This window comes from Melioribacter sp. Ez-97 (genome assembly GCF_051488665.1).
Taxonomy (GTDB): domain Bacteria; phylum Bacteroidota; class Ignavibacteria; order Ignavibacteriales; family Melioribacteraceae; genus Melioribacter.
The window spans coordinates 1-22,029 of record NZ_JBPSEG010000020.1; the positions used below are offsets into that span (position 1 = coordinate 1).

The 22,029-nt window shown below is 41.3% G+C and carries 15 protein-coding genes; 11 read left to right on the top strand and 4 right to left on the bottom strand.

What is annotated here, in order from left to right; all coding sequences use genetic code 11:
* A partial coding sequence (locus ACSSWA_RS14425) for a hypothetical protein (RefSeq protein WP_437357266.1) occupies positions 1-225 on the top strand: 225 nt, incomplete at its 5' end.
* A 46-nt stretch (positions 226-271) separates the two neighbouring features.
* Here ACSSWA_RS14425 and ACSSWA_RS14430 read toward each other — a convergent pair.
* Together ACSSWA_RS14430 and ACSSWA_RS14435 are read right to left on the bottom strand one after the other, a co-directional pair.
* The gene (locus tag ACSSWA_RS14430) at positions 272-1,084 is read right to left on the bottom strand and encodes a T9SS type A sorting domain-containing protein (protein WP_437357268.1); all 813 of its coding nucleotides are present in this window, start codon (positions 1,082-1,084) and stop codon (positions 272-274) included.
* An 842-nt stretch (positions 1,085-1,926) separates the two neighbouring features.
* Positions 1,927-2,946, bottom strand: a complete 1,020-nt coding sequence (locus ACSSWA_RS14435; protein ID WP_437357270.1) for a hypothetical protein — start codon at positions 2,944-2,946, stop codon at positions 1,927-1,929.
* Positions 2,947-4,035: 1,089 nt separating this feature from the next.
* Here ACSSWA_RS14435 and ACSSWA_RS14440 point away from each other — a divergent pair.
* The 5 genes from ACSSWA_RS14440 (at position 4,036) to ACSSWA_RS14460 (ending at position 10,698) form a co-directional block, all read left to right on the top strand.
* Positions 4,036-4,665: a hypothetical protein gene (locus ACSSWA_RS14440; RefSeq protein ID WP_437357272.1), complete on the top strand. Its 630-nt coding sequence runs from the start codon at positions 4,036-4,038 to the stop codon at positions 4,663-4,665.
* A gap of 205 nt (positions 4,666-4,870) precedes the next feature.
* Positions 4,871-5,626 (top strand): hypothetical protein, encoded by a 756-nt coding sequence (locus ACSSWA_RS14445; RefSeq protein ID WP_437357274.1) that lies wholly within the window; start codon positions 4,871-4,873, stop codon positions 5,624-5,626.
* Positions 5,627-6,833: 1,207 nt separating this feature from the next.
* Positions 6,834-8,471, top strand: coding sequence for an L-glutamate gamma-semialdehyde dehydrogenase (gene pruA / locus ACSSWA_RS14450; RefSeq protein ID WP_437357276.1), 1,638 nt, complete (start codon positions 6,834-6,836; stop codon positions 8,469-8,471).
* Positions 8,472-8,621: 150 nt separating this feature from the next.
* Entirely contained in the window at positions 8,622-9,461 is an 840-nt protein-coding gene (locus tag ACSSWA_RS14455; RefSeq protein ID WP_437357278.1) for a DUF2911 domain-containing protein, read from the top strand.
* Between the two features lies 1 nt (position 9,462).
* Positions 9,463-10,698, top strand: coding sequence for a 4-hydroxy-3-methylbut-2-enyl diphosphate reductase (locus ACSSWA_RS14460; protein WP_437357280.1), 1,236 nt, complete (start codon positions 9,463-9,465; stop codon positions 10,696-10,698).
* Here ACSSWA_RS14460 and dgt read toward each other — a convergent pair.
* Complete coding sequence (dgt, locus tag ACSSWA_RS14465; RefSeq protein ID WP_437357282.1) at positions 10,671-11,936, bottom strand: dGTP triphosphohydrolase; 1,266 nt, start codon at positions 11,934-11,936, stop codon at positions 10,671-10,673. The two genes, ACSSWA_RS14460 and dgt, sit on opposite strands and share 28 nt — an antisense overlap.
* Before the next feature lie 46 nt (positions 11,937-11,982).
* On the opposite strand from dgt, the gene ACSSWA_RS14470 reads away from it, so the two are divergent.
* Entirely contained in the window at positions 11,983-12,891 is a 909-nt protein-coding gene (locus ACSSWA_RS14470; protein ID WP_437357284.1) for a cation diffusion facilitator family transporter, read from the top strand.
* On the opposite strand, the gene ACSSWA_RS14475 is transcribed toward ACSSWA_RS14470, so the two are convergent.
* Complete coding sequence (locus ACSSWA_RS14475; RefSeq protein ID WP_437357286.1) at positions 12,892-13,320, bottom strand: SufE family protein; 429 nt, start codon at positions 13,318-13,320, stop codon at positions 12,892-12,894.
* Positions 13,321-13,525: 205 nt separating this feature from the next.
* On the opposite strand from ACSSWA_RS14475, the gene ACSSWA_RS14480 reads away from it, so the two are divergent.
* The 4 genes from ACSSWA_RS14480 to ACSSWA_RS14495 are packed head-to-tail and all read left to right on the top strand — an operon-like array spanning position 13,526 to position 22,018.
* Positions 13,526-14,770 carry a hypothetical protein gene (locus tag ACSSWA_RS14480; RefSeq protein ID WP_437357288.1) on the top strand — a complete coding sequence of 415 codons (1,245 nt, stop codon included), beginning with the start codon at positions 13,526-13,528 and terminating at the stop codon, positions 14,768-14,770.
* Positions 14,767-19,254, top strand: a complete 4,488-nt coding sequence (locus tag ACSSWA_RS14485) for a cation:proton antiporter domain-containing protein (RefSeq protein ID WP_437357289.1) — start codon at positions 14,767-14,769, stop codon at positions 19,252-19,254. Before ACSSWA_RS14480 ends, ACSSWA_RS14485 begins: the two co-directional genes overlap by 4 nt.
* A complete protein-coding gene (locus tag ACSSWA_RS14490) occupies positions 19,254-20,261 on the top strand; it encodes a mechanosensitive ion channel family protein (protein WP_437357291.1) in 1,008 nt (335 codons plus the stop codon). The genes ACSSWA_RS14485 and ACSSWA_RS14490 overlap by 1 nt, the downstream gene beginning before the upstream one ends.
* Complete coding sequence (locus tag ACSSWA_RS14495) at positions 20,258-22,018, top strand: TrkH family potassium uptake protein (RefSeq protein WP_437357293.1); 1,761 nt, start codon at positions 20,258-20,260, stop codon at positions 22,016-22,018. The genes ACSSWA_RS14490 and ACSSWA_RS14495 overlap by 4 nt, the downstream gene beginning before the upstream one ends.
* Positions 22,019-22,029 lie beyond the last annotated feature (11 nt).

Consider the following 22,029-nt stretch of genomic DNA (forward strand, 5'->3'; position numbering starts at 1 on the left):
GAAAGACAGCGTGGATTATTATCTTCATTAATGCTGGCTGATTCGGAAAGACTGTGTCCTTTACCTTTGCGTTCTCTATTATTTAATTTGAGTTTGCTTCGTCGTTCGATTTGCTCGCTCCTCGCAAAGACGAAGTTTTGTTTAGAGTTTGTTTCCCCCCGCATTCTGCGGGTCGCAAAGACGAGTTTGTATTTGAAACAAGAGAATGCAGGGGCCCGGCATTGAACGCACGAACCCCTGCGAATACTGTTACAGACACATTCATAATCCGTCATTTTACCATCATCAGTTTTATGCTCTTGTTATATTTGTTCGCTTTTATCGTGCATATATAAACCCCGCTCGACAAATCTCTTCCGTTCAACTCTACTTCATAATATCCCGAATCTCTTATCTCATTTACCAGCTCTTTTACCTCTTTGCCCGTTACGTCATATAACTTTATCGTCACGTGTCCTCTCTCCGGCAATTGATATTTTATTGTGGTTGCCGGATTAAACGGATTCGGATATGCGCCGATCGAATACTCCGCAGGCTTTCCCGATAAACCCGACTTATAAAGCGGCTCGGCGCCGTAGACCGATACGTAATCCGGATCGGAATACGTGCCTTCCACCGAATAATAGCCCCTGACATCGTAGTAGATTATGTCGTCAGTGTAACCCGACGTCAATACGTAATCGCGGTCGGTATATTGGCCCGTTCCTCTGCTTACCGTTGCTATTAATTGTTCGCTCCCCATTACTCCGTTATGCTTTACTTTTCTCCATATTTGATATTGAGTTACGTTAGCATTCGGATTGTCCGTCCAGTATATTACTATGGGTTGTCCCACCTGCGTTCCGAAATGGATATACTCGCCGTTATTTGTCGGTTTGCCTCTGTAATTTGCTTTTACTGCTTCGTGCTGACTAATCGAAAACGTACGGCTGCGCGAAGTCGATCCGTCGCTCCAATTCAGGAAAGTATAGTTAATACCGTTTATGTGGTAATAATATTCAGCCTCGGCTGTTATTGTGTTGCCTTCCACGACCTGAAATTGGGACGTGGGAGAACTGTATTGAACCCCGTTGACTTTAATCATGCCCCCGTTGCCCACGCTCGTGAAATTATTCTCGAAGGTTACGTTGCAAACCTTCTTAAGATCAGCTGTTATTGTTGCGAGGTTATCATCATTATGAACTGTATGTGTATAATTACGGGATGTTGCACCAACTATAGGGACATCATTTAATTTCCATTTACTGTTATTCATACCGCTCGTATTCCATATTCTATAATATCCTTGACCATCATCCTGATCTATAGCTCCTAAGGTAATATTTTCTCCTATAAACTTTCCCACTGAAGAACCGCTATTTCGCTCCACTCCATCGATTTTAATAACACCGGAGTTGAAATTGTTTTTCACATATATTAAATATTTAACATGAAAGGTTACGGTGTTCTCTGCAACTTTATATTCTTGCCCGGTAAAAATATCACCCTCCCAAAGTTCGATCTTCCATGTATGTATTCCATGTCCTACGTGTTTCCATTGAGGAACAGCGTCCCTAACATAAATAGAATCTTCGGTAAATAATTTCCTGTAATAATAATGGAGTTTTTTTTCTCCACTAGAATACGTCTGAATATTTATATAAGCCGTTCCCTCTGAGCTACAATAAAACACCTCTCCATATTGAGGTCTAATAAAGCGTATTTCATAAGAATAAATATTTCCGAAAAAAAGAAATAGGAGAAAGAATGTAATGAACGTTTTCATAACGCCTCCAGGTATTTTTGTTTTTCCTTGATTTATTTTATTTTTATTTCGCAAATAAAAATGCCTTAACCAATTAAGGCTTAGGTGAGCAGCCTGATTTTATTTGCATTCTTTGAGAGGGTGCCGCAATCACCCTCTCTTAATTTATTTACTCACGCCTCCTACTTTAGTTTGCCGTGTATTATATAATTTTTACCATTGGCATAATCTAAGCCGATAAAAAACACATCTCTTTCAAATATATACCCTCGACGAACTACTAATTCTGTATTATATATATTATAAAATTCTTTTCCATTATAATGATAAATCCCCTCATCACCTCCAATAAAAAAATCATTTCTGCTTCTCCCGCAAATTATATTACCGTTTATTCCTTTACCACGATTATCCATCCAAAGCGTTAATCTCTTATCGGAATACTTATAAATTTGCGAAGAATGGGAAATAAATATTTCATTGCCGAGTCTTACCACAAACGTCCATCCCCCTAATGATGAAAATATTTCCTTTAATTCTTTACCATCCCAACAGTATACTTTTGCTATAAATCCTTTGGGATCATATATTGTTCCACCCATTACTAATATATCGCTACCAGGAACTATCGCAACGGATTCAAAGCTCGCTTTTGATTCTGGTATATCTACAAACCTCCAATTCGTTCCGTTATAATGCATTATAATAGCTTTCCACTTACTTTTTCCATATAACTCTACAAAACCTACGCCATAAATATTGTTCGATGACGTTCCATCAAAATAGTTAATACAAAGTATATCATAACCATCTAATATATAACTTCCAAATAACGACCATTTTGATCCGTTATATCTCCAAATGTTATTATTGTAATCATAATTCCCCAACCAAACTTCGTTCTTTGATAATCCCCATATGGCCGTAGGATCAACTGCCCTTGGAATCGAATCGGTTTCCCATTTAATTCCATCATAATGCCATATACTTGTTGCAGTCCAGCTGCTTGAACCGACCGCCCAGACATCATTCGGAGAGCTTCCCCAGATTCTTCCCAGGGATAATGATTCATAACCCGGATTAATTTCATCCACCTCCCATATATAGTCCCGTCTTCCTGGTTCGGGTTCGGTTATTCCTTCTCCGCAGGAATTTACAAGTAGTATTACTACAACAAGTATTGTTTTAATCAGGTTTTTCATCGGATTGCCCCCGTTTTACCCTCGTATTAAACTAATTAATTTTACTTTGATAAGATAATAACAATTAGAAAAAAAAAAAATCAACTCTCTCATTTAAATTTAATGCTTTTTTATTCTTTGTCATTTGGTCTGCAGTTTATCCGGCGTTTCGGTTCTCAAGAATTGAGATTCTTCACCCGCCGTTGGCGGGTTCAGAAAGACAGCGTGGAATATTATCTTAATTAATGTTGGCTGATTTGGAAAGACTGTGTCTTTGAGCTCTTCGCGCGCTCAGCGGCTTAAAGTGAGTTTGCTTCCCCCGCATTTTGCGGGGTCGCAAAGACAGCCGTTCTTTCAGAGTTTGTTTTTTCCGTAGCCGGCGATTTCTATTCGCTATTTGTCATTACGAGCCCCGCTTGCAACGGGGCGAAGTAATCTCACTGGTATTCATCAGAGTTTGCTTCGTCGTTCGTTTTTGCTCGCTACTCGCAAAGACAGAAGCGCTTTCACGGTTAGCTTTTTCCGGATTTGTATGCAGTATAGATTTCTTTTCGCTGTCCGTCATTACGAGCCCCGCTTACAGCGGGGCGAAGTAATCTCATTGGTATTCATCAGAGCTTGCTTCGTCGTTCGCTTTGCTCGCTTCTTGCAAAGACTAAGGTTTTTTTAGAGTTTGCTTCCCCCGCATTCTGGGGATCGAAAAGACGAGTTTGTATTTGAAGTAAGGGAATGCAGGTGCCCGGCATTGAACGCGGGCATGCCGTAAAAAATCCATCTTTCTTTTAACAGAGAATAACCTCCGTATTAATTTCACATTATTCTTGACATTTTTATTAGGTTAAATTATATTCAATGCAAATATTTTAAAAGCATTCATACTTAGAAATATTTAACGAGGGTCAACCGCTCAATAATTTCTACAGGATTCAATAATAACCCGTTTTAATTTCAGCTAACTTAATAGCCATGCTCCTTTTATATGAACAGGAGCGGATTAAAAAAGACGGACAATAATAATTTATGAATCCGGATTTTTTCATACGCTTTCGTTTTCCAATTTAAGCAAGCGTATTAACAAAATCATATTACCACATTTAAGAGGAGCAGAAAATGAAAACCGTATTTGGAGTAATTGTCTCTTTGTTGTTATCGTCATTTGTATCGGCTCAAAGCGATACAGCGAATTCACGATACGCGCTTACTTTCGGCATTTCGGATAATTTCACTCTGAGTAAATTCGATATGAATATTGCCTTCAAGAAAATGTTGGAGAATTCAAATCAACTGAGATTTTTTATTTCTCCATCGATTAATACATATGACTTTTCACATGAAGACAGCTCTGTGGTCTCGGAAAACGACAAAACAAGCTTGGACTTCGGCATTGGAGCGGATTATCTCTGGAAGCTGATTAAAAAAGACGACTTTATTATGTACGGCGGCAGCGGTCTTATGTTGTTATATTCAAGTCAGAACGACGAAGGCGGTTATTCCAATTATAAAAACGAAATAGACAGAACCGGTTTTACTGCCGGATTAAGGGGAATACTGGGAGCCGAATGGTTTATAAGTAAGAATATTGGCATTCACGCTGAATACTTAACGTTTCTTTCCTACGGCTGGAATAATACGGAAAGAAAAATTTTTGCCAACGGACAACAGCTTCCGATTGTTAAAGAAAAATCGAACGCTTTATCAATGACTACTTTGGTGTTATTCGGTTTAAGCGTTTATTTCTAATATTCGTTTAAGCAAGACAATATGATTCAAGAAATCGAACGGAAATAAATTTAGACAGCGAAGCCGGGCCGGAATTACCGGCTTCGCGATGATCCCGTACCGGTATTTCGAAACAAATATGAAAAGAGAATATTCTATAATTAATAACGAGGAAAAGATGAAATAACTCTACTCTTTTTTCCACACACAAAAAAGGAGTAGTAAAATGTCACGCATAAGATCATTTTTCCTTTTATCGCTTCTCACCGTCGTTTTATTCCCGGGCTGCAAAGAAAACAACGCGGTTATGCCTGAGAATGAACTCATTTCAAAACGCCTTTCAAAAATAGTTCAGAATGAACAAAATTATTCCGCGTTCTATTATGAAGGCAGCCGTCTGATAAAATACGAACAGATTATCAATTCGGAAATTTATACTTCGAGGGAATTTGAATACGGCGACGACGATAAACCTCTGAATGAATTACTATACGAATCCGGGACGTCCATACTTAAAAAGTTTATCTACGATTCGAACGGCAGACTGGACAAGCAGGATTTGTATATAGGAAATAATTCCACTCCCTACGGCTATCTTAAATTCATTTACGACGATCAAAACAGACTGATAAAAAAAGAACAGTATCTTACTCATGGCAGCCTGTTTTATTACATCGAATATGATTATGATAACGCTGACAACGTAGTCGAAATAAAAGAATTTTACCTGAATAAATTGACGTACCGGCACATCATGCAATACGACGATAAAATTAATCCCTGGCATAATTTTAAAGATATTCTGTATGAAGCTTCAACGCAAAGTAAAAACAACATTATCAATAAAATTACTACGTCCGAAGGCTCATCAAACGGAATCGGTCTTACATATACATATGACCCAGACGGTTTTCCGTTAACCGAAACAATTTTTACAGGCGACGGAAAACATTCTTTGAGCATGACTTATCAATATGAATAAAATTAGTTGCGGCTCCTACGCTTATATTTTGAATGGATATCTGTTCATTTAATATACGCGTGCGAGCCGCTTCTTTTTTGAAAAACGAAGGGGTATGTTACGAAATTTGTTTTTTACTTTGTTTATATATTTCAAAATAAATTGCCGTAGCTTTTGAGTAGTCTTCATTTTCCGACTTACATCAACAAACACATCCTCTTACAATTTTGAGGAATGCCGCTACAGGCTGAATGATAAGGGAAAAGACAGAGTTTTTTCACCCGCCGTTGGCAGCATGTCGAAGAATCCGCACGACAGATTTTCGAGATTCTTCACCCACCGTTGGCGGGTTCAGAAAGACAGCGTGGAATATTATCTTAATTAATGTTGGCTGATTTGGAAAGACTGTGTCTTTGAGCTCTTCGCGCGCTCAGCGGCTTAAATTGAGTTTGCTTCGTCGTTCCGTCTTCTTCGGATCTCCTCGCAAAGACGGGCGTCCTTTCAGAGTTTGTTTTTTCCCCTATTTGGGCGCAGTGTAGATTTCTTTTCGCTGTCCGTCATTACGAGCCCCGCTTTCAGCAGGGCGAAGTAATCTCTGCTGACATTAATTCGAGTTTGCTTCGTCGTTCGCTTTGCTCGCTCCTCGCAAAGACGAAGTTTTGTTTAGAGTTTGTTTCCCCCGCATTCTGCGGGGTCGCAAAGATGTAGGCGCTTCCACAGTTTGTTTTTTCCCGTATGTAGGTGTAGCATAGTTTCCCTCTTGCTGTCCGTCATTACGAGCCCCGCTTTCAGCAGGGCGAAGTAATCTCACTGGTATTCATAAGAGTTTGCTTCGTCGTTCGCTTTGCTCACTCCTCGCAAAGACGAAGTTTTGTTTAGAGTTTGTTTCCCCCGCATTCTGGGGTCGCAAAGACAGAAGCGCTTTCACAGTTTTCTTTTTCCGAATTTGTGTGCAGTATAGATTTCCTTTCGCTGTCCGTCATTACGAGCCCCGCTTTCAGCGGGCGAAGTAATCTCTGCTGACATTAATTCGAGTTTGCTTCGTCGTTCGCTTTGCTCGCTCCTCGCAAAGACAATCTTTTAGTCCAACTCAAAAAATGATTTTGCAAGCAGATATTCGAACAAACCAAATCATCCCCCCTCCTGTCGATTCCGGTTTTTAATTGTCATATTTTTTCTAATTTTATGTCATAAATTAATTTATCCTTTCACAATAAAAAGGGATGTTATGGCAAATGCAAAATTCAGCGTACCGGCGCCACCCAACGAGCCGGTTAAAAGTTATGCTCCGGGAACCCCGGAACGCGACGCCTTAAAAAAGCAGCTCAGTTCAATGGCGCGGCAGACTATCGAAATTCCGTTGATTATCGACGGCAAAGAAATCAAAACCGGCGACACCGCCGATTCCGTCTGTCCGCACGACCACAAAACCGTACTGGCTAAATACCATAAAGCCGGAGAAAAAGAGATTCAATTGGCAATCGAATCCTCGATGAAGGCTCACAAAGTCTGGTCGAGAATGGAATGGCACGACAGAATTGCGGTATTCCTTAAAGCCGCCGACCTCCTTTCTTCAACAGAATGGCGTTATATACTCAACGCCGCCACAATGCTCGGACAAAGCAAAAACGTTTTCCAGGCTGAAATCGATTCTGCCGCCGAACTTGCCGATTTCTTCCGTTTTAACGCATACTACGCAATGAAAATATACGAAGACCAGCCGCTCCACTCGCCGCCCGGAATGTGGAACCGAATGGAATACCGCCCGCTCGAAGGATTTATTTTTGCAGTTGCTCCTTTCAACTTTACTTCGATCTGCGGAAATCTGCCGACATCACCCGCGTTGATGGGAAACGTAGCCCTTCTTAAACCGGCGTCGAGTTCGGTCTATTCTGCCTACTGGATTATGAAACTTCTTGAAGCGGCAGGATTACCCGAAGGAGTTATCAATTTTATACCGGGTTCCGGTTCCAAAGTCGGCAAAATAGTCATGGATTCGCCCGACTTCGGCGGAATTCATTTTACTGGCAGCACTCCCACATTCCAGTCGATGTGGAAAACAGCCGCCAATAATTTGTCGAAATACAAATCGTATCCGCGAATAGTCGGCGAAACCGGCGGAAAAGATTTCATATTCGCCCACGCAAGTTCGGATCTGAAAGCGCTCGGTACGGCTCTTATTAGAGGCGCGTTCGAATACCAGGGACAAAAATGCTCGGCGGCTTCGAGAGCTTATATTCCTAAATCGATCTGGAACTCGCTTAAAGAATTTATGATAGACGAACTAAAAACAGTACGGATGGGCGACGTTCAGGACTTTTCGAATTTTATGAACGCGGTTATCGACAAAAACGCTTTCGATTCGATTACAAGTTATATCGAATACGCCAAAAATTCGAACGAAGCCGAAATCCTGTTCGGCGGAAACTACGACGATTCAATCGGATATTTCATCGAGCCGACCGTCGTCCTGACTACCAATCCCAAATTCAAAACAATGGAAGAAGAAATATTCGGTCCGGTTTTGACAATCTATGTTTACGACGACAATAAATACGAAGAAACGCTCCATCTCTGCGACGAGACTTCGCCTTATTCGTTGACGGGCGCAATCTTTGCGCAGGACAGAAAGGCAATCGAACTTGCCGATAAAATCCTTACGAACGCCGCAGGCAATTTCTATATTAACGACAAGCCGACCGGCGCCGTAGTAGGTCAGCAGCCTTTCGGAGGCGCGCGCGCAAGCGGCACAAACGACAAAGCCGGCAGCTATCTCAATCTGCTCAGGTGGGTCTCCGCAAGAACAATAAAGGAAAACTTCATTCCGCCAAAGGATTACAGATATCCTTTTATGCAGGATAAATAAAAACAATACGAGGCTGCCTTACCGGCAGCCTTTTTTTGTTGCGCTGCCGTCGCCGTATTTTATAAGAACTTAAACGCTCCGCCGTTTGTTTTATTTTAAGAAACTTTATTATTATTGGTAACCCGATTAATTTTATGGAAAGGTCACCCGATGAAAAAGCTATTAACAATTTTAATCTTAGTCTCGAGCGTATTATACGGACAGCTGGAGCTGCCGCGTTTGAGTCCGAAAGCCGAAGTTTATCAGCGAATCGGCTACACAGACATTTCAATCGAATATTCTCGTCCCGGCGTTAAAGGCAGAAAGATCTGGGGCGGATTAGTGCCGTACGACAAAGTATGGCGAACGGGTGCAAACGAATCGACCAGAATCAAATTCACAACCGACGTAATAATCGACGGTCAAACGGTTCCGGCGGGCATCTATTCTATTTTTACTATTCCTTCTCAAAACGAATGGACGGTCATTCTTAACAAAAAGCTGGGCTGGGGACTCGATTACGACCCGGAATTAGACCTGATAAGATTCAAAGCAAAACCCGAAAAGACCGATTTTACCGAACGGCTGCTCTTCTTATTTCCCGAATTTTCCGATTCGGTATGCACCGTCGAAATGCGCTGGGAAAATCTTAAGATTTCATTCGACGTCGCCATTAAATTAAACGAAGAAGTTTACAAACGAATCAAAGAGGCATTGGCAAAAGCCGGTTCGGACGACTGGCAGGTTTATCTTGTGGCGGCGCGTTACGCAGCAGAAAACGGCGTCTTCCTTGACGAGGCGGGCGCGTGGATAGAAAAGGCGCTTTCTATTACTAAAAATTTCTATACATATCTGATAAAAGCCAAACTCCTCTACCGTCAGGGAAAATTTGCCGAAGCGCTCGATACGCTTGAGCTTTGCAGGGAAGCCGGAAGAAATAACGACGATTATCCGGGATACGTTTACGAAGTAGACCTTCTCGAAAAAAGAATTCGCGAAAAACTGAACTAAAATGAAGAAATTCGATATACCCGATTTTTACAGAAGTCCGATTATTTCGGCAATAAAAGCAAACCGAAAAGCATCCGACCCGTTGAAAAAGGATTTTTCGCCGACGCGTCTGGATTTCGGCTCTATTACGTTATTGATTGCGCGGCATTTCGGATTTTGTTACGGCGTGGAAAACGCCATCGAAATTGCATACAAAACAGTAAAGTCGAATCCGGGTAAACGAATTTTTCTGCTGAGCGAAATGATTCACAATCCTCACGTCAACGAGGATTTGAAAAGCAACGGCGTCAATTTTATAATGGACAGTCACGGCAATCAATTTGTGCCGTGGGACGAAATTACAAGCGAGGACATTGTAATAATTCCAGCCTTCGGAACCACCGTCGAAACGGAAAACCTGCTCAAAAGCAAAAACATCGATACGGTAAAGTACAATACAACGTGTCCTTTTGTAGAGAAAGTATGGAATCGTTCGGCGGCTATTGGCGGCAAAGGCTATACGATTGTAATTCACGGCAAGCATTATCACGAAGAAACGCGAGCCACATTTTCGCACGCCTCTCTCAATGCCCCTTCGATAATTGTGCGGGACATTAAAGAAGCCGCTATTCTTTCCGATTTCATTTTGGGTAACAAAAACAAAACAGAATTTTACCGTTTTTTCGAAAACAAACTTACTCCGGATTTCAAATTTCCCGAAGACCTGGAAAGAATCGGAGTGGTCAATCAAACGACAATGTTGGCGGAAGAGACCGAAGAGATTGCAAATCTGCTCAAACAAACAATGACGAAAAAATACGGAGAGGAAAATCTCAAAGAGCATTTTGCCGACACACGCGATACTCTGTGCTACGCTACAAACGACAATCAATCGGCTACATACGAACTTTCAAAACAAAATGCCGACGCGGCAATTGTGGTGGGCGGTTACAACAGCTCGAACACTTCGCATCTTGTCGAAATCCTTTCGTCCAAATTCCCGACTTATTTTATTTCCGACCCGGACAATATAATTTCAAAAGAAGAAATCGTTTATTTCGACATCAAGCAAAAAAAAGAAACGGCGGCAAATAATTTTCTGCCGAAGGACAGACCGCCCGTAGTTGCAATAACAAGCGGAGCGTCGTGCCCGGACTCGCTCGTCGAAGCAGTAATCAGGAAATTACTTTCTTTTTACGACGCCGAATTCACGCCCGAAATTCTTAACAATCAGACAAGGTCGGTAAGCGAACTGTAGTCCGGATCGAAAAGTCTTCTGTAAATCCGCATTGCATAAGAATCGGTAGCCCCGGCAATATAATCGCAAACCAAACGGGCTCTGCGGTTTTTCTCCGATTCGGATCGAATTATTCTGTCGTTGAAATCGGGCAGAAGTTTGCTTGCGCCCGTCTCCACGATATAATTCTCTTCGAGCAGCTTGAACACTTTTTCGATCATCGAATTTCCTTTGAATTCGATTTGATGAAGCGTAGGCGAACGGAAGACCAGATCGACCGAAATTTTTTTGTAGATTTCAACCCGCTTTTTTATCTCATCGGGAACGATCAGTTCGAACGCGTATCTGTTTGTAAGTTCGTCCAGAAAAGTGTTTCTTTCTTCAATCGAACACGCGGCGATAAACTCGCCTATTTGCGCTCCGAATTTTTGCTTGTAATTATCTTCTTTTATCCAGTCGATAATGCTGTCTACGATTTCTTCCTCTTGCCCAGTCTTACAATTATTTTGTTTCCACTTGGAGAGTTTGGCAATGTTGATAAATCCGCCCGAAATGCTGTCGACCAGGTCGTTAACAGCATAAGCCGTATCGTCTGCCCAATCCATTATCTGGCACTCGATGCTGCGAAAATTGTTCAACAATTCCGTATCATTCTTAACGGATTCGTACCCGTTTCCCCATATAAAATCGATATAGACCGACTGTTCGTCGTAAAGGAAATGATTCTCCGGTTTGTCGAATTGGTTGAACAGGGCTTTATATTTCAGCACTCCGTCGAGGAAAGCGCGCGTGGGATTCATACCGCGATAACGATTTCCGTCGCGGTAGAAAATTTCCGTTACTAATCTCAAAGTTTGAGCGTTCCCTTCGAAGCCGCCGTAGTCGAGCATCAATTTATTCAATATCCGTTCGCCTGCGTGTCCGAACGGCGGATGCCCGAGATCGTGAGCAAGACAAATTGCTTCTACGAGGTCGGCGTCGATATGAAATTCGTCATTGAAAAACTCTTTATGCGATTTGCACAAGTAATTGCAAATAGACCTGCCAATCTGAGCCACTTCAATCGAATGCGTCAAACGCGTGCGGTAAAAATCGTATTCGCCCGGCAAAAACACTTGAGTTTTGCCCTGCAGTCTTCGGAATTCCGACGAATGAATTATTCTGTCCCGGTCTATTTGAAACGGAGTGCGATAGTCGTTTGAACGTTCGCTCTCTTTCAAACGTTTGATATCGAAAGCATTATAAAATTTGTTTTTCATTCCGTCTATGCTGATTTTTGTACTTAAAAATAATAAATAATTACAATTGGGACACAATCACTCACATAGCGACGTGCTGACGGCAACCAAAGGCAGACTGATTTTTGTAATACTGTTGAATCTCGTTATTACCGCGGCGGAAGTAATAGGAGGATTGATATCGGGAAGTTTGGCGTTGATATCCGACGCGCTCCACAATTTTTCCGACAGCGTTTCGATCGTAATAAGCTACATTGCTTTGAAACTGAAACACCGGAAAAATTCGCCGCGTCATACGTTCGGACTTAAACGCGCCGAAATACTCGCCGCCGTAATAAATTCCGCGGTGTTGATTGTAATATCCGTCTATCTGTTTTACGAAGCCGCAAAGAGGTTCTCTTCGCCCGAGGTAATTGAACCGGGAATAATGAGCATTGTCGCCTTCGTCGGATTGCTGGCAAATTTGCTGGCTGTTTTACTTCTCAGAAAAGATTCGAAATCGAGCATGAACATCCGCTCTTCGTATCTTCATTTGTTAAGCGATACGATTTCGTCCGTTGCTGTTTTGGGAGGCGGAATTGCGATATTTCTCTGGCAGATTCATTGGATCGATCCACTCTTGACGATACTCATCGGCATTTACATCATTAAAGAAAGTTATTCGATTCTTCTCGAAGCGATTCACGTGTTAATGGAAGGAGCGCCCGGAAACATTTCCGTCGAAGAAATTCAAGAGGAAGTGGAAAAATTTTCGGAAGTGGAAAACATCCATCACATACATATGTGGATGGTGGGCGAAAACGATATACATCTCGAGGCGCACGTTAACGTTCAAGATATGAAAATCAGCGAAAGCGACAGGCTAAGGAAAAAGATAATCGAACGGTTACACGACAGATTCGACATTCATCATATTACGCTGCAATTCGAGTGCAATCAATGTCCCGAATCCGATTTGATCGAACAACACAGATAATCATTTCTTGCCGTCAAGAGTTTTGAAAGCGACGGCGTACATCTGAATCTGCTTCATCATTGCAGCCAAGCCGTTTTTGCGAGTCGGGGAAAGGTGTTTATCGATGCCTATTTGTTTCAAGAATTCGGGCGGATTGGACAAAATTTCATCGGGCGTGTGCCCCGAGTAAACTTTAAGAAGAAGCGCAATCAAGCCTTTAACAATTGCCGCGTCGCTGTCGGCTTCGAAATAAATTCTGCCGTCTTTCAGTTCGGCTTTAATCCAAACCTGCGACTGACATCCGTCGAGCTTATATTTGTCGATTTTCAGTTCTTCTTTCATTTCGGGCATCTGCCGCCCCAGCTCGATTAAGTGTTTGTAGCGTTCTTCCCAGTCGGTATACTGTTCGAATTCTTCGACCAATTGTTTCTGTTTTTCGGCTATCGTCATAACAATTGTTTTTTTTGACACAAATATAAAAAATTAAGTTCACGGATTTCGTTTAAAAAACGGTTTCGTTCAAACAATATTACAAGCCGCAAAGAAGCTTTTAATCCGCTTCCCGTCAAGGATACGGGATAAAATGTTTTATTCAGAAAAAACAACTTTTTTCGTTAAATTAACGGGTGATTTTTCAGAATAATACGATAAGGCTATGTCGCCTCTTTTTATTTTTTTAATTGTTCTTGTTGTTGGATTTTTAGGCGCTAACCTGTTCAGGGAAAAACTGTTAACTAAAGTTTCTCTGCCTGCGGGTTTGGAATATATATTGCTCGGAATACTCCTCGGACCTTCATTCTCTAACTGGCTTAACGTCAATTTCGGTTTCAACATTCCGAATCTTGTCAACGACGATTTACTGAGGCAAATGGCGCCGGGGATTGCGGCTGCTACCGGAATAATCGGACTTGTATACGGACTCAAATTCAAAGTAAGCGATTTTCAAAACGCCGACTCGGAGCATATTCGCGTAGCCACTTTCGACATTATTTTTTCCGTATTGGTTATAGGCGGAATATCCTTTTCCGTCTTTTATTTTTATCTTTTTCCCGGTTCCAAGATCGAGGTTATACTCGCGGCTTCGGCGGCGCTCGGTATAATGGGTTCTGTTTCTTCGAACTCATTGATCAAATCGATTATGAACCGATATCAGATTACCGGTAAAATTACATCCGCGCTCGACGTATCGACGAAGATAAATCTCGACATTAATATTTTCCTTTTCGGACTGCTCTTCGGAATTATTCACATCGGCTCTACCAATACGTTCATTAAATCGCCCATCGAATGGATAGTAACGAGCATACTGCTTGCGCTGTTAATCGGAATTTTACTCAATATCTTTTTGGGCAGAGAAGAAGACGAAAAAAAATTCTTTGTGGCGATTATCGGCACGATAGTATTCACGAGCGGAATCGGTTATTTTATCAATATCTCTCCGCTCTTTATGAATTTCATTCTCGGTTTTATACTTGCGAATTTTTCCAAGATAGCGGGAAAAATAGAAAAACCGCTCACAAAAATAAGCGAGCCTGTAGGAATACTCGTTGTAATAATGGCGGGTTTCAACTGGATTCCGTTGCAGCCGATATTCTTTGTATCCGCGACGGCGGCGTTTATACTAATACGCTTCGTTTCGAAACGATTTTCGGGCTATCTGGCTTACGCTTCGTCGTTTGAAAAAGACAAATTGATACCGAACATCGGACTCGGCTTATTGCCTCAGGATATAATTGTGTGCGCCATGGTCGTCGATTACATCAACGTATATCAGAATGAATTCACAAATCTTGTTGTAAGCTGTATATTAACATCCATGATTTTCTTCGGATTGATCAGCTACCGGCTGTCCAAACGGCTGTTGATCGACGCCGGCGAAATCAGAGGAGCGGCAAAATGATTCCTGTTCTTAGAAGAATAATAGTTATATCGATTTTATTCTCGATTTTTTTGTTCGTCGAAACAATTCAGGTAGAGACGACGGGAATTATCAATCCCAAAACGCTCGCTGTTCTCGGATTTTTGATTATAGCTTCATTTGCGTTAGGCGAAATCTTTGCATTGATCAAACTGCCTCGCGTTATCGGCTATCTTTTAATAGGCATAATCTTCGGTCCGTATTCCTACTTTATATTCGGCTCGAAACTCCTTCAGGTATTTAACAACCAGGTAATCAAGGATATAAGTCTGGTCAACAACGTTACGCTTGCGCTCATTGCCCTTACAGCGGGACTGGAACTGAAAGTCAACGCGATTAAATCTTTTCTTAAATCTTCGCTTCTGATTCTGCTATTCAAAACACTCGCCGTTTTTGTATTGATTACGGGAACGGTATATTTATTGTCGCCGTTCATACCTTTCCTGTCGGGAGAAAGCTGGGCTCCCAAATTGGCTTCGGGACTAATACTTTCCGTAATTGCGCTCGGCACGTCGATAGAACTTACACTTGTGGTGGCTAACGAATCGAATGCAAAAGGCAGATTTGTCGATTTGATATTGAGCACCGCCATACTGAAAGACATATTAGTAATACTTTTGCTTGCAATCGTGCTTACTGTTTCCGCTTCCCTATTGTCGCTTTCATCGGGAGGCGAATCTCCGTTTATTGCGCTCGGGAAAGAGCTCCTCTTCTCGATACTCTTCGGCGGAATTCTCGGAGGCGCGGGTTTGCTCTACATGAAATATATTAACAGGGAATTGCTTTTATTTTTAATTGCATTCGTAGTCTTCGGCAGCGAAATAGCAATGATGCTTCATCTGGAAATGCTCGTAACGTTCGTAACTGCGGGCTTTATAATTCAAAATTTCAGCGATTTCGGCGGGCAGATACACAAACCTCTCGAAAAAATTTCACTGCCGATATTTATTACATTTTTCACTATTGCCGGAGCCTCTCTCAATCTAATTTCCGTTTCCGAAGCGATTGTAATCGGCATAATAATCGTGTCGGTCAGAGCGCTCGCTTTCTATCTCTCGATTACATTCGCAACCAAAGCGACGCGCGAAACGGTTGAAATAACGAAATTCAGCTGGATGGGATTTCTTTCTATCGGCGGTTTGATGCTCGGACTGGGGTTGATAATAAGTCAAAAATTGCCGGGTCTGGGAGCCGAACTCAAAAATTTGATTACCGCGGTAGTGGCTTTGAATATTTTTATCGGACCCGTATTGTTTAAGATCGGTATTGCAAAAGCGAAATCGTATTCTCAAACAGAAGAAGCGCAGGCTGCGGAACTTCCAAAGGAAGAAATCGAAAAAGTAATAAAACCCGCAAAAGTTAAAGCAAAATTCAAAGAGCCCGATCTTCATCACGACGAACTGAACAAATCGCTCTATAATATATTAATCAAAGTAAACAACATACTCTCCGATTTCGACAAAAAGTTTATTCAATCGCGCGGAGAAGAATCGCTCGAGCTGCTCGTCAGTCTAACGGAAAAATATTCTGACGAATATCAATCGCTCAAGAAACTCCTGAGCGATCCGGCAATAACTCATTCGAAAATACGAATGGAGATTTTGAGGGCTAAAAAGAATCTTTCCGAGTGGCTCATCTCGCTTTGCGAAGAAAGAAAGAAAACCGAAAAAAGAATTCTCAATCTCGAGCCTTTAATTAGAGACCTGTTCTACGCTTTTATCGATTTGACCGACGGTTTGAAATACGAATACCTCGTCGATCTTGAGGAAGAAAAATACACTCCGTCGCCGGACGACGGCGCCGCGCTTAAACTGCGAAAGTTCTTACTGCGCTCCAAGCTTAAAATCAACAGGCTGTTTAATAAAGAGTACAAACTCCGCAGAAGAATCAAATACCGCAATCTGACAAAGTATTATCTCGTGGGCGAATCTTCGCAGGAAATTCTCGAGTCGGTTAATCTCGTGGGAATCGAAAGACTCACCACTTTGAAAATTCTCAGAACTTTCTACAAACAGACAAACGAAGAGCTCGACCAACTTCTCGAAACGGCGCTGAACGAAAAAGACAACGTCGCGCTTCCGATGCTTTTGATCGAAAAACTCGACGAGATTCATCAACAGATGACGTCTTCCATAACCGTTTACACAAATGAAATAAACGCCACGGTTGAAGAGATAGGACGGCGTCTTTTTTATGCAGTCGCAAATCCTTTCAACAAGTTGATCGATACGCTTCATATAGCCGGCACGCACGAGTTCAACGAAAGACAATACCGTTTTTCGAAAGTATTCGAAAAGAGCGAACGGGCAAAAGAATTGGCTCTTCAATCGATACGTTATTGGACAATCTATTACGCGGGAATTATCGGTCTTTTCCAGAAAGAAGCATACATCGACAAATTGAAAGTCGATATCGACGTAACGCTCGCCGAATCTCTTATAAGCGTATCGGAAGAAATCAATAAAGACATACGCGAAACCAACGCTCTCTTAGTGAAAGAATTGAAATTCTTCCGTCAAAAATTAGCCGACGTCGATTCGTTAAGCAACGAGGAACTCGAGCAGCTATTTCACGAAGAAAAATATTCTCATTTTATAAATGTCATCGAACGGCAGCTAAAAATTTTAAAGGAAGTCAGCGAAGGAAAGAAAATCGACTTCCTGTTCGACCATTTTATCGGCAGATTCAAAAGCATTGCGGCGTCTTTGCCGGAAACCATCGAACTGCTCGAAGAAGAAGACCTGGTGCTCGAAGAAAGAATTCCGAAACTCCAATCGCTCAAGGCGGTTCCGATTCGATCTATTGCAAATACAATTTTGCACAATAAACTTTCCGTCGATATCGGCGAAATAAACGAATTGATGGTAAATCAGTTTTCGCTAATCACCGAAGAGGTTAAAAATTACCTGCTGATAATAAATTTCCACTTCGACACAGCCATTCAGGAACTGGAAAAACCCGAACCTGACAGACAGCTGGCGATCAATCTCGCCAATTCGTTTTACGAAAAAATGTCCTTCCGCATCGAAGAGGTAAACAAGTTAATCGACCGTATAGAAACTGATATCAATAAACGACTAACCGACAGAGTTTCCGCAAGTCTCGTATCGATTAACGATTTGATAATGAAAAAGTCGTACGGCGACATCAAAACATACCTCGTGAAAACCGAGCAAAAGGGCAAACTGATAGAAGCATACAATCAGATACGCGGCGAATTAAAATACTTTTTCAGAAAATACAAAGTAATCCTAAAACGAAATTACGACCTGTACTTCAAATACGTAATCAACGACCTCCTTGTAAAATACAACATTATCAAGATAGAAGAAGGAAACGCCGATTCGGAATCTTTGTTCAATAAATCCAAAATCGAAAAACTCCCCTTTATCTACAAAAAGCTATTCGACGGGACGCCGATCGAAACTTACAATCTGTTTGTAGGGCTCGACCAGGTGGAAAAGACGATTAAATATGTCGTCGAACGGCACAAAAGAAACGAAAAATCTTCGCTTCTGATTGCCGGCGAAACAGGCAGCGGAAAATCAAGTTTGTTGAATTTCATTATTAACAACTATCTAAAACCATATAACATTGTCCGTTATGAATTTACAAACACTGTTACCGAAGAGCGCGAATTATTGAGTATATTATGCCGGGAATTGGGATACAATCACACTTATTCGCTGAACGAACTCGTATTCCTCCTGAACGATAAAAGCAACAAAAGAGTTATAGTACTCGAAAACTTGAACGAATTATACCTTCGCAAGCTTTCCGGCTACGACGCGTTGAACGCTTTGCGTTATCTGATAAATTCGACTTCGGAAAACACATTATGGATTTGCACTTCGGATAAATACAGCTGGGAATTTATAAGGGATAATTTTGAATACAGACACGCTTTCGAAAAAGAAATAATTGCAAACGACCTTCACAAAAAAGATCTTCGCACAATTATAACGACAAGGCACAACGCAACCGGTTATAATCTCGTATTCAAACCTTCGGAGTTATACAAATTCAAATCGAAATTCGTAAAGCCTAAGTCGCACGAAGACGAACAAAAGGAACTGGCGTCGCTCTACTTCGACAAACTCGAGAAATTTGCCGAAGGCAATATAATCGCCGCCATGTTCTTCTGGCTTCTTTCGATCGAAGAAATAAAAGACAATAAAGTTTTCATTAAAGTGCCCAGAAAAATCGAGTCAAAACTTTTAGCGAAGCTGGAAGATATTTATTTGCTTTCGTTATTCAGCATTGTTTTGCACGGAACTCTGACATACGACGAGCATGCGGTCTTATTCAATCTGCCTATCAGCAAGTCGAAAGAAATACTCGATTATCTTTACACAAAAAACTTGATCGAAAAGCACGAATGGAGCGTCAGTTCGGCTCACTTTTTTATTAACCGTTTCTTTTTCAAATTAATCGAAAGAGAATTAAAAAAGAGAAACATCATATAGTGAAGACGAAATATTACATAGCATTATTGGCATTGCTAATTGCCGGCAATGCTTTTTCGCAGGACAGTTTATTAACGCGCGGCACAATGCGCTCTTTAAATCCCGCCGTATACACTCGGGACACACTGTTGAAATCCGCGCCTATCCATCAGATAGACGAAGCGAAAGATTCAGTTATTGCATCGACGGACGCTGCAAAGGAAGCAATAAAATCGCCGGCGAAAAATTATTCCAAGCCGTATCAGTCAAAACGCGTTGTGGATATTTTCAAATCCATCGATTTTATAACGATACTCGAAGCGCTGCTTCTGATATTTATTACATTTACAATATTCCGATTGCTCAACCGGAGCAACAAATCGGCTTTTGCCCGGCGGTTTCCTTTTTATGCGTCGCGTTTCGTTCCGGCTTTGAAAGCCATTACAATAATACTGGCGATCTATTTGCTTATCAATCTGACATTCGGCGTATCGAAAGAGATACTGCTTGCGTTTTTAATAATTATCGTAATTACTTTGGCGGTTGCTTCTGTGCCGGTGGTTAAAAATTTAATCGGCGGTTTTCTATTGACTTACAACCCGCCTTTCGAAAAAGGGGATATTATTCACGTCGGCAATTTTACCGGAAAAGTTACGGACATAAATTGGAGGCACACAATAATTGTTACCGACAACGGATCGAACGTTTCGCTGCCGAATTCGCTGTTTTTAAACAACCCGGTGGAGAATATAAATATCGGCAACCGGGAACAATTGATTACGCTCGAAATAGAACTTCCTTCTTCCATTGAGCACGACTATATAATTAACGTTTTGAAGGAAGCTTCTCTTTCCAATCCTTATTTATACACCCGAAAGAAAGCGGAAGTGTTTCTTAAAAAATTCGACGCTCTTAAAAACACTTACACATATGAAGTAAATTTTTATATTTTTGACAGGCAATTTTACGAAGAGACTTTGAATCATTTTAATCAAATTGTGGCAAACAAATTAAATACCGTTAATTGAAAAAAGAACTACGAGAAAATATAGCCAGGTTCTCCAAAATTATCGTAATTATTTCGAGCATACTCGGCATAGCTTCGATCATTGTAGAATACGGTTTCCGTATAAAGAGCGACGAAGCCGGAACGCTTCATTTTATCACAATCGGCGTTATTATCATATTCATTCTCTATCACATTCTCCAATTGTACATTGCCGAAGACAAAGCCGCCCATATAAAATCCCACAAATCCGAAATGCTTATTATCTCCTTTATTTTGCTGGAAGGCTTGCTTTCTTTTTTCAATTTAAGCCTGGTAGAAAGAATAGGCGCGGCTTTAAAACTCAAGAACATAACTTATCTATATATTGTCTTTGCGCAAATATTTATTGTCGTCGGAATAATTTCAGGAACTTTGCGATACAACATTAAACTGCTCCAATCTCAAATACACCCGTCGCGGCTTTTTATATTCAGCTTTTTGTTTACCATAATTGTCGGCACGTTCGCTTTAATGCTTCCCGCAGCCACAGTCGAAGGCAAAATATCTTTTGTCGACGCGCTTTTTACGTCTACCAGCGCTGTATGCGTTACCGGTTTAATTACCGTCGACACGGCTACGTATTTTACCACATTCGGGAAACTGACAATTATGGCGTTATTCCAGATCGGCGGACTCGGCTTGATGACCTTCACCACGTTTTTTGCAATTTTCTTATCCGGCGGTCTCGGTATTAAAGAAAGGATATTGCTCCACGATTTACTCGAAGAAGAAAACATCGGAGCAATTACAAAAGTATTGACATATTTGCTTGCCATCACTTTTATTATCGAAGCCGCAGGCGCGGCTGTTTTATTCTACAGTTCCAGAAATTCTTTCAGCAACATTAACGATGCTCTGTTCATTTCGATTTTTCATTCCGTCTCGGCATTTTGCAACGCAGGTTTTTCGCTCTTTACGATGAATTTGATGGACCCCGCCGTACGCTACAATCATCTGTTTACTACCACAATATCAATATTAATTGTATTGGGCGGATTGGGATTCCCTACGATTATATCCCTTTTGAAATTCAAAAATATCACAAGCAAGATGGGGAAATTATCCATCAAGCTGCCGCTGCAAACGCGCATTGTAATCGTCAGCACAATTCTATTAATTATATTCGGCGCAGTTTCTTTCTATTTCCTTGAGCAGCACAATACATTGAGGAACTTGAATTTATTCGAAAAAATAAACGCGTCATATTTTCAATCGGTAACGGCTCGAACCGCAGGATTCAATACAATTGATTTCGGATTAATAACGACACCCACGGCTGTATTGTTTTTTTTACTGATGTTTATAGGAGCTTCTCCCGGCGGCACGGGCGGCGGCGTTAAAACAACAACGTTCGCTCTTTTGTTTTACGGTTCGATTGCCATCTTAAAAAACAAAAAAGAAGTTTACATATATAACCGCGCTATTCCCAACGAAGTAATAATAAAAGCGTTGATCAAAGCGGGTCTCTCGATTTTCTTCATTACATTCGGTATTTTTCTGCTAACCATAACCGAGCGCGCCGATTTAACCAAGGTAGCTTTCGAAGCTTTCAGCGCATTCGGCACCGTAGGACTTTCTATGGGATTGACGCCGGAATTAACATGGGGAGGAAAGATAATCATAGTTCTGCTTATGTTCATCGGCAGGGTCGGTCCTTTGGCTTTCCTTTATACTTTTATGACCGGCGCGAAGGAAGATTATTATGAATTGCCGCATGAAAACATTTCAATACTTTAATTAAAAGGTAT

Coding starts and splice junctions, on each gene's coding strand:
- ACSSWA_RS14430 (WP_437357268.1), bottom strand. CDS start 1,084: ATGATTAAAGTCAACGGGGTTCAATACAGTTCTCCCACGTCCCAATTT.
- ACSSWA_RS14435 (WP_437357270.1), bottom strand. CDS start 2,946: ATGAAAAACCTGATTAAAACAATACTTGTTGTAGTAATACTACTTGTA.
- ACSSWA_RS14440 (WP_437357272.1), top strand. CDS start 4,036: ATGAAAACCGTATTTGGAGTAATTGTCTCTTTGTTGTTATCGTCATTT.
- ACSSWA_RS14445 (WP_437357274.1), top strand. CDS start 4,871: ATGTCACGCATAAGATCATTTTTCCTTTTATCGCTTCTCACCGTCGTT.
- pruA (WP_437357276.1), top strand. CDS start 6,834: ATGGCAAATGCAAAATTCAGCGTACCGGCGCCACCCAACGAGCCGGTT.
- ACSSWA_RS14455 (WP_437357278.1), top strand. CDS start 8,622: ATGAAAAAGCTATTAACAATTTTAATCTTAGTCTCGAGCGTATTATAC.
- ACSSWA_RS14460 (WP_437357280.1), top strand. CDS start 9,463: ATGAAGAAATTCGATATACCCGATTTTTACAGAAGTCCGATTATTTCG.
- dgt (WP_437357282.1), bottom strand. CDS start 11,936: ATGAAAAACAAATTTTATAATGCTTTCGATATCAAACGTTTGAAAGAG.
- ACSSWA_RS14475 (WP_437357286.1), bottom strand. CDS start 13,320: ATGACGATAGCCGAAAAACAGAAACAATTGGTCGAAGAATTCGAACAG.
- ACSSWA_RS14480 (WP_437357288.1), top strand. CDS start 13,526: ATGTCGCCTCTTTTTATTTTTTTAATTGTTCTTGTTGTTGGATTTTTA.
- ACSSWA_RS14485 (WP_437357289.1), top strand. CDS start 14,767: ATGATTCCTGTTCTTAGAAGAATAATAGTTATATCGATTTTATTCTCG.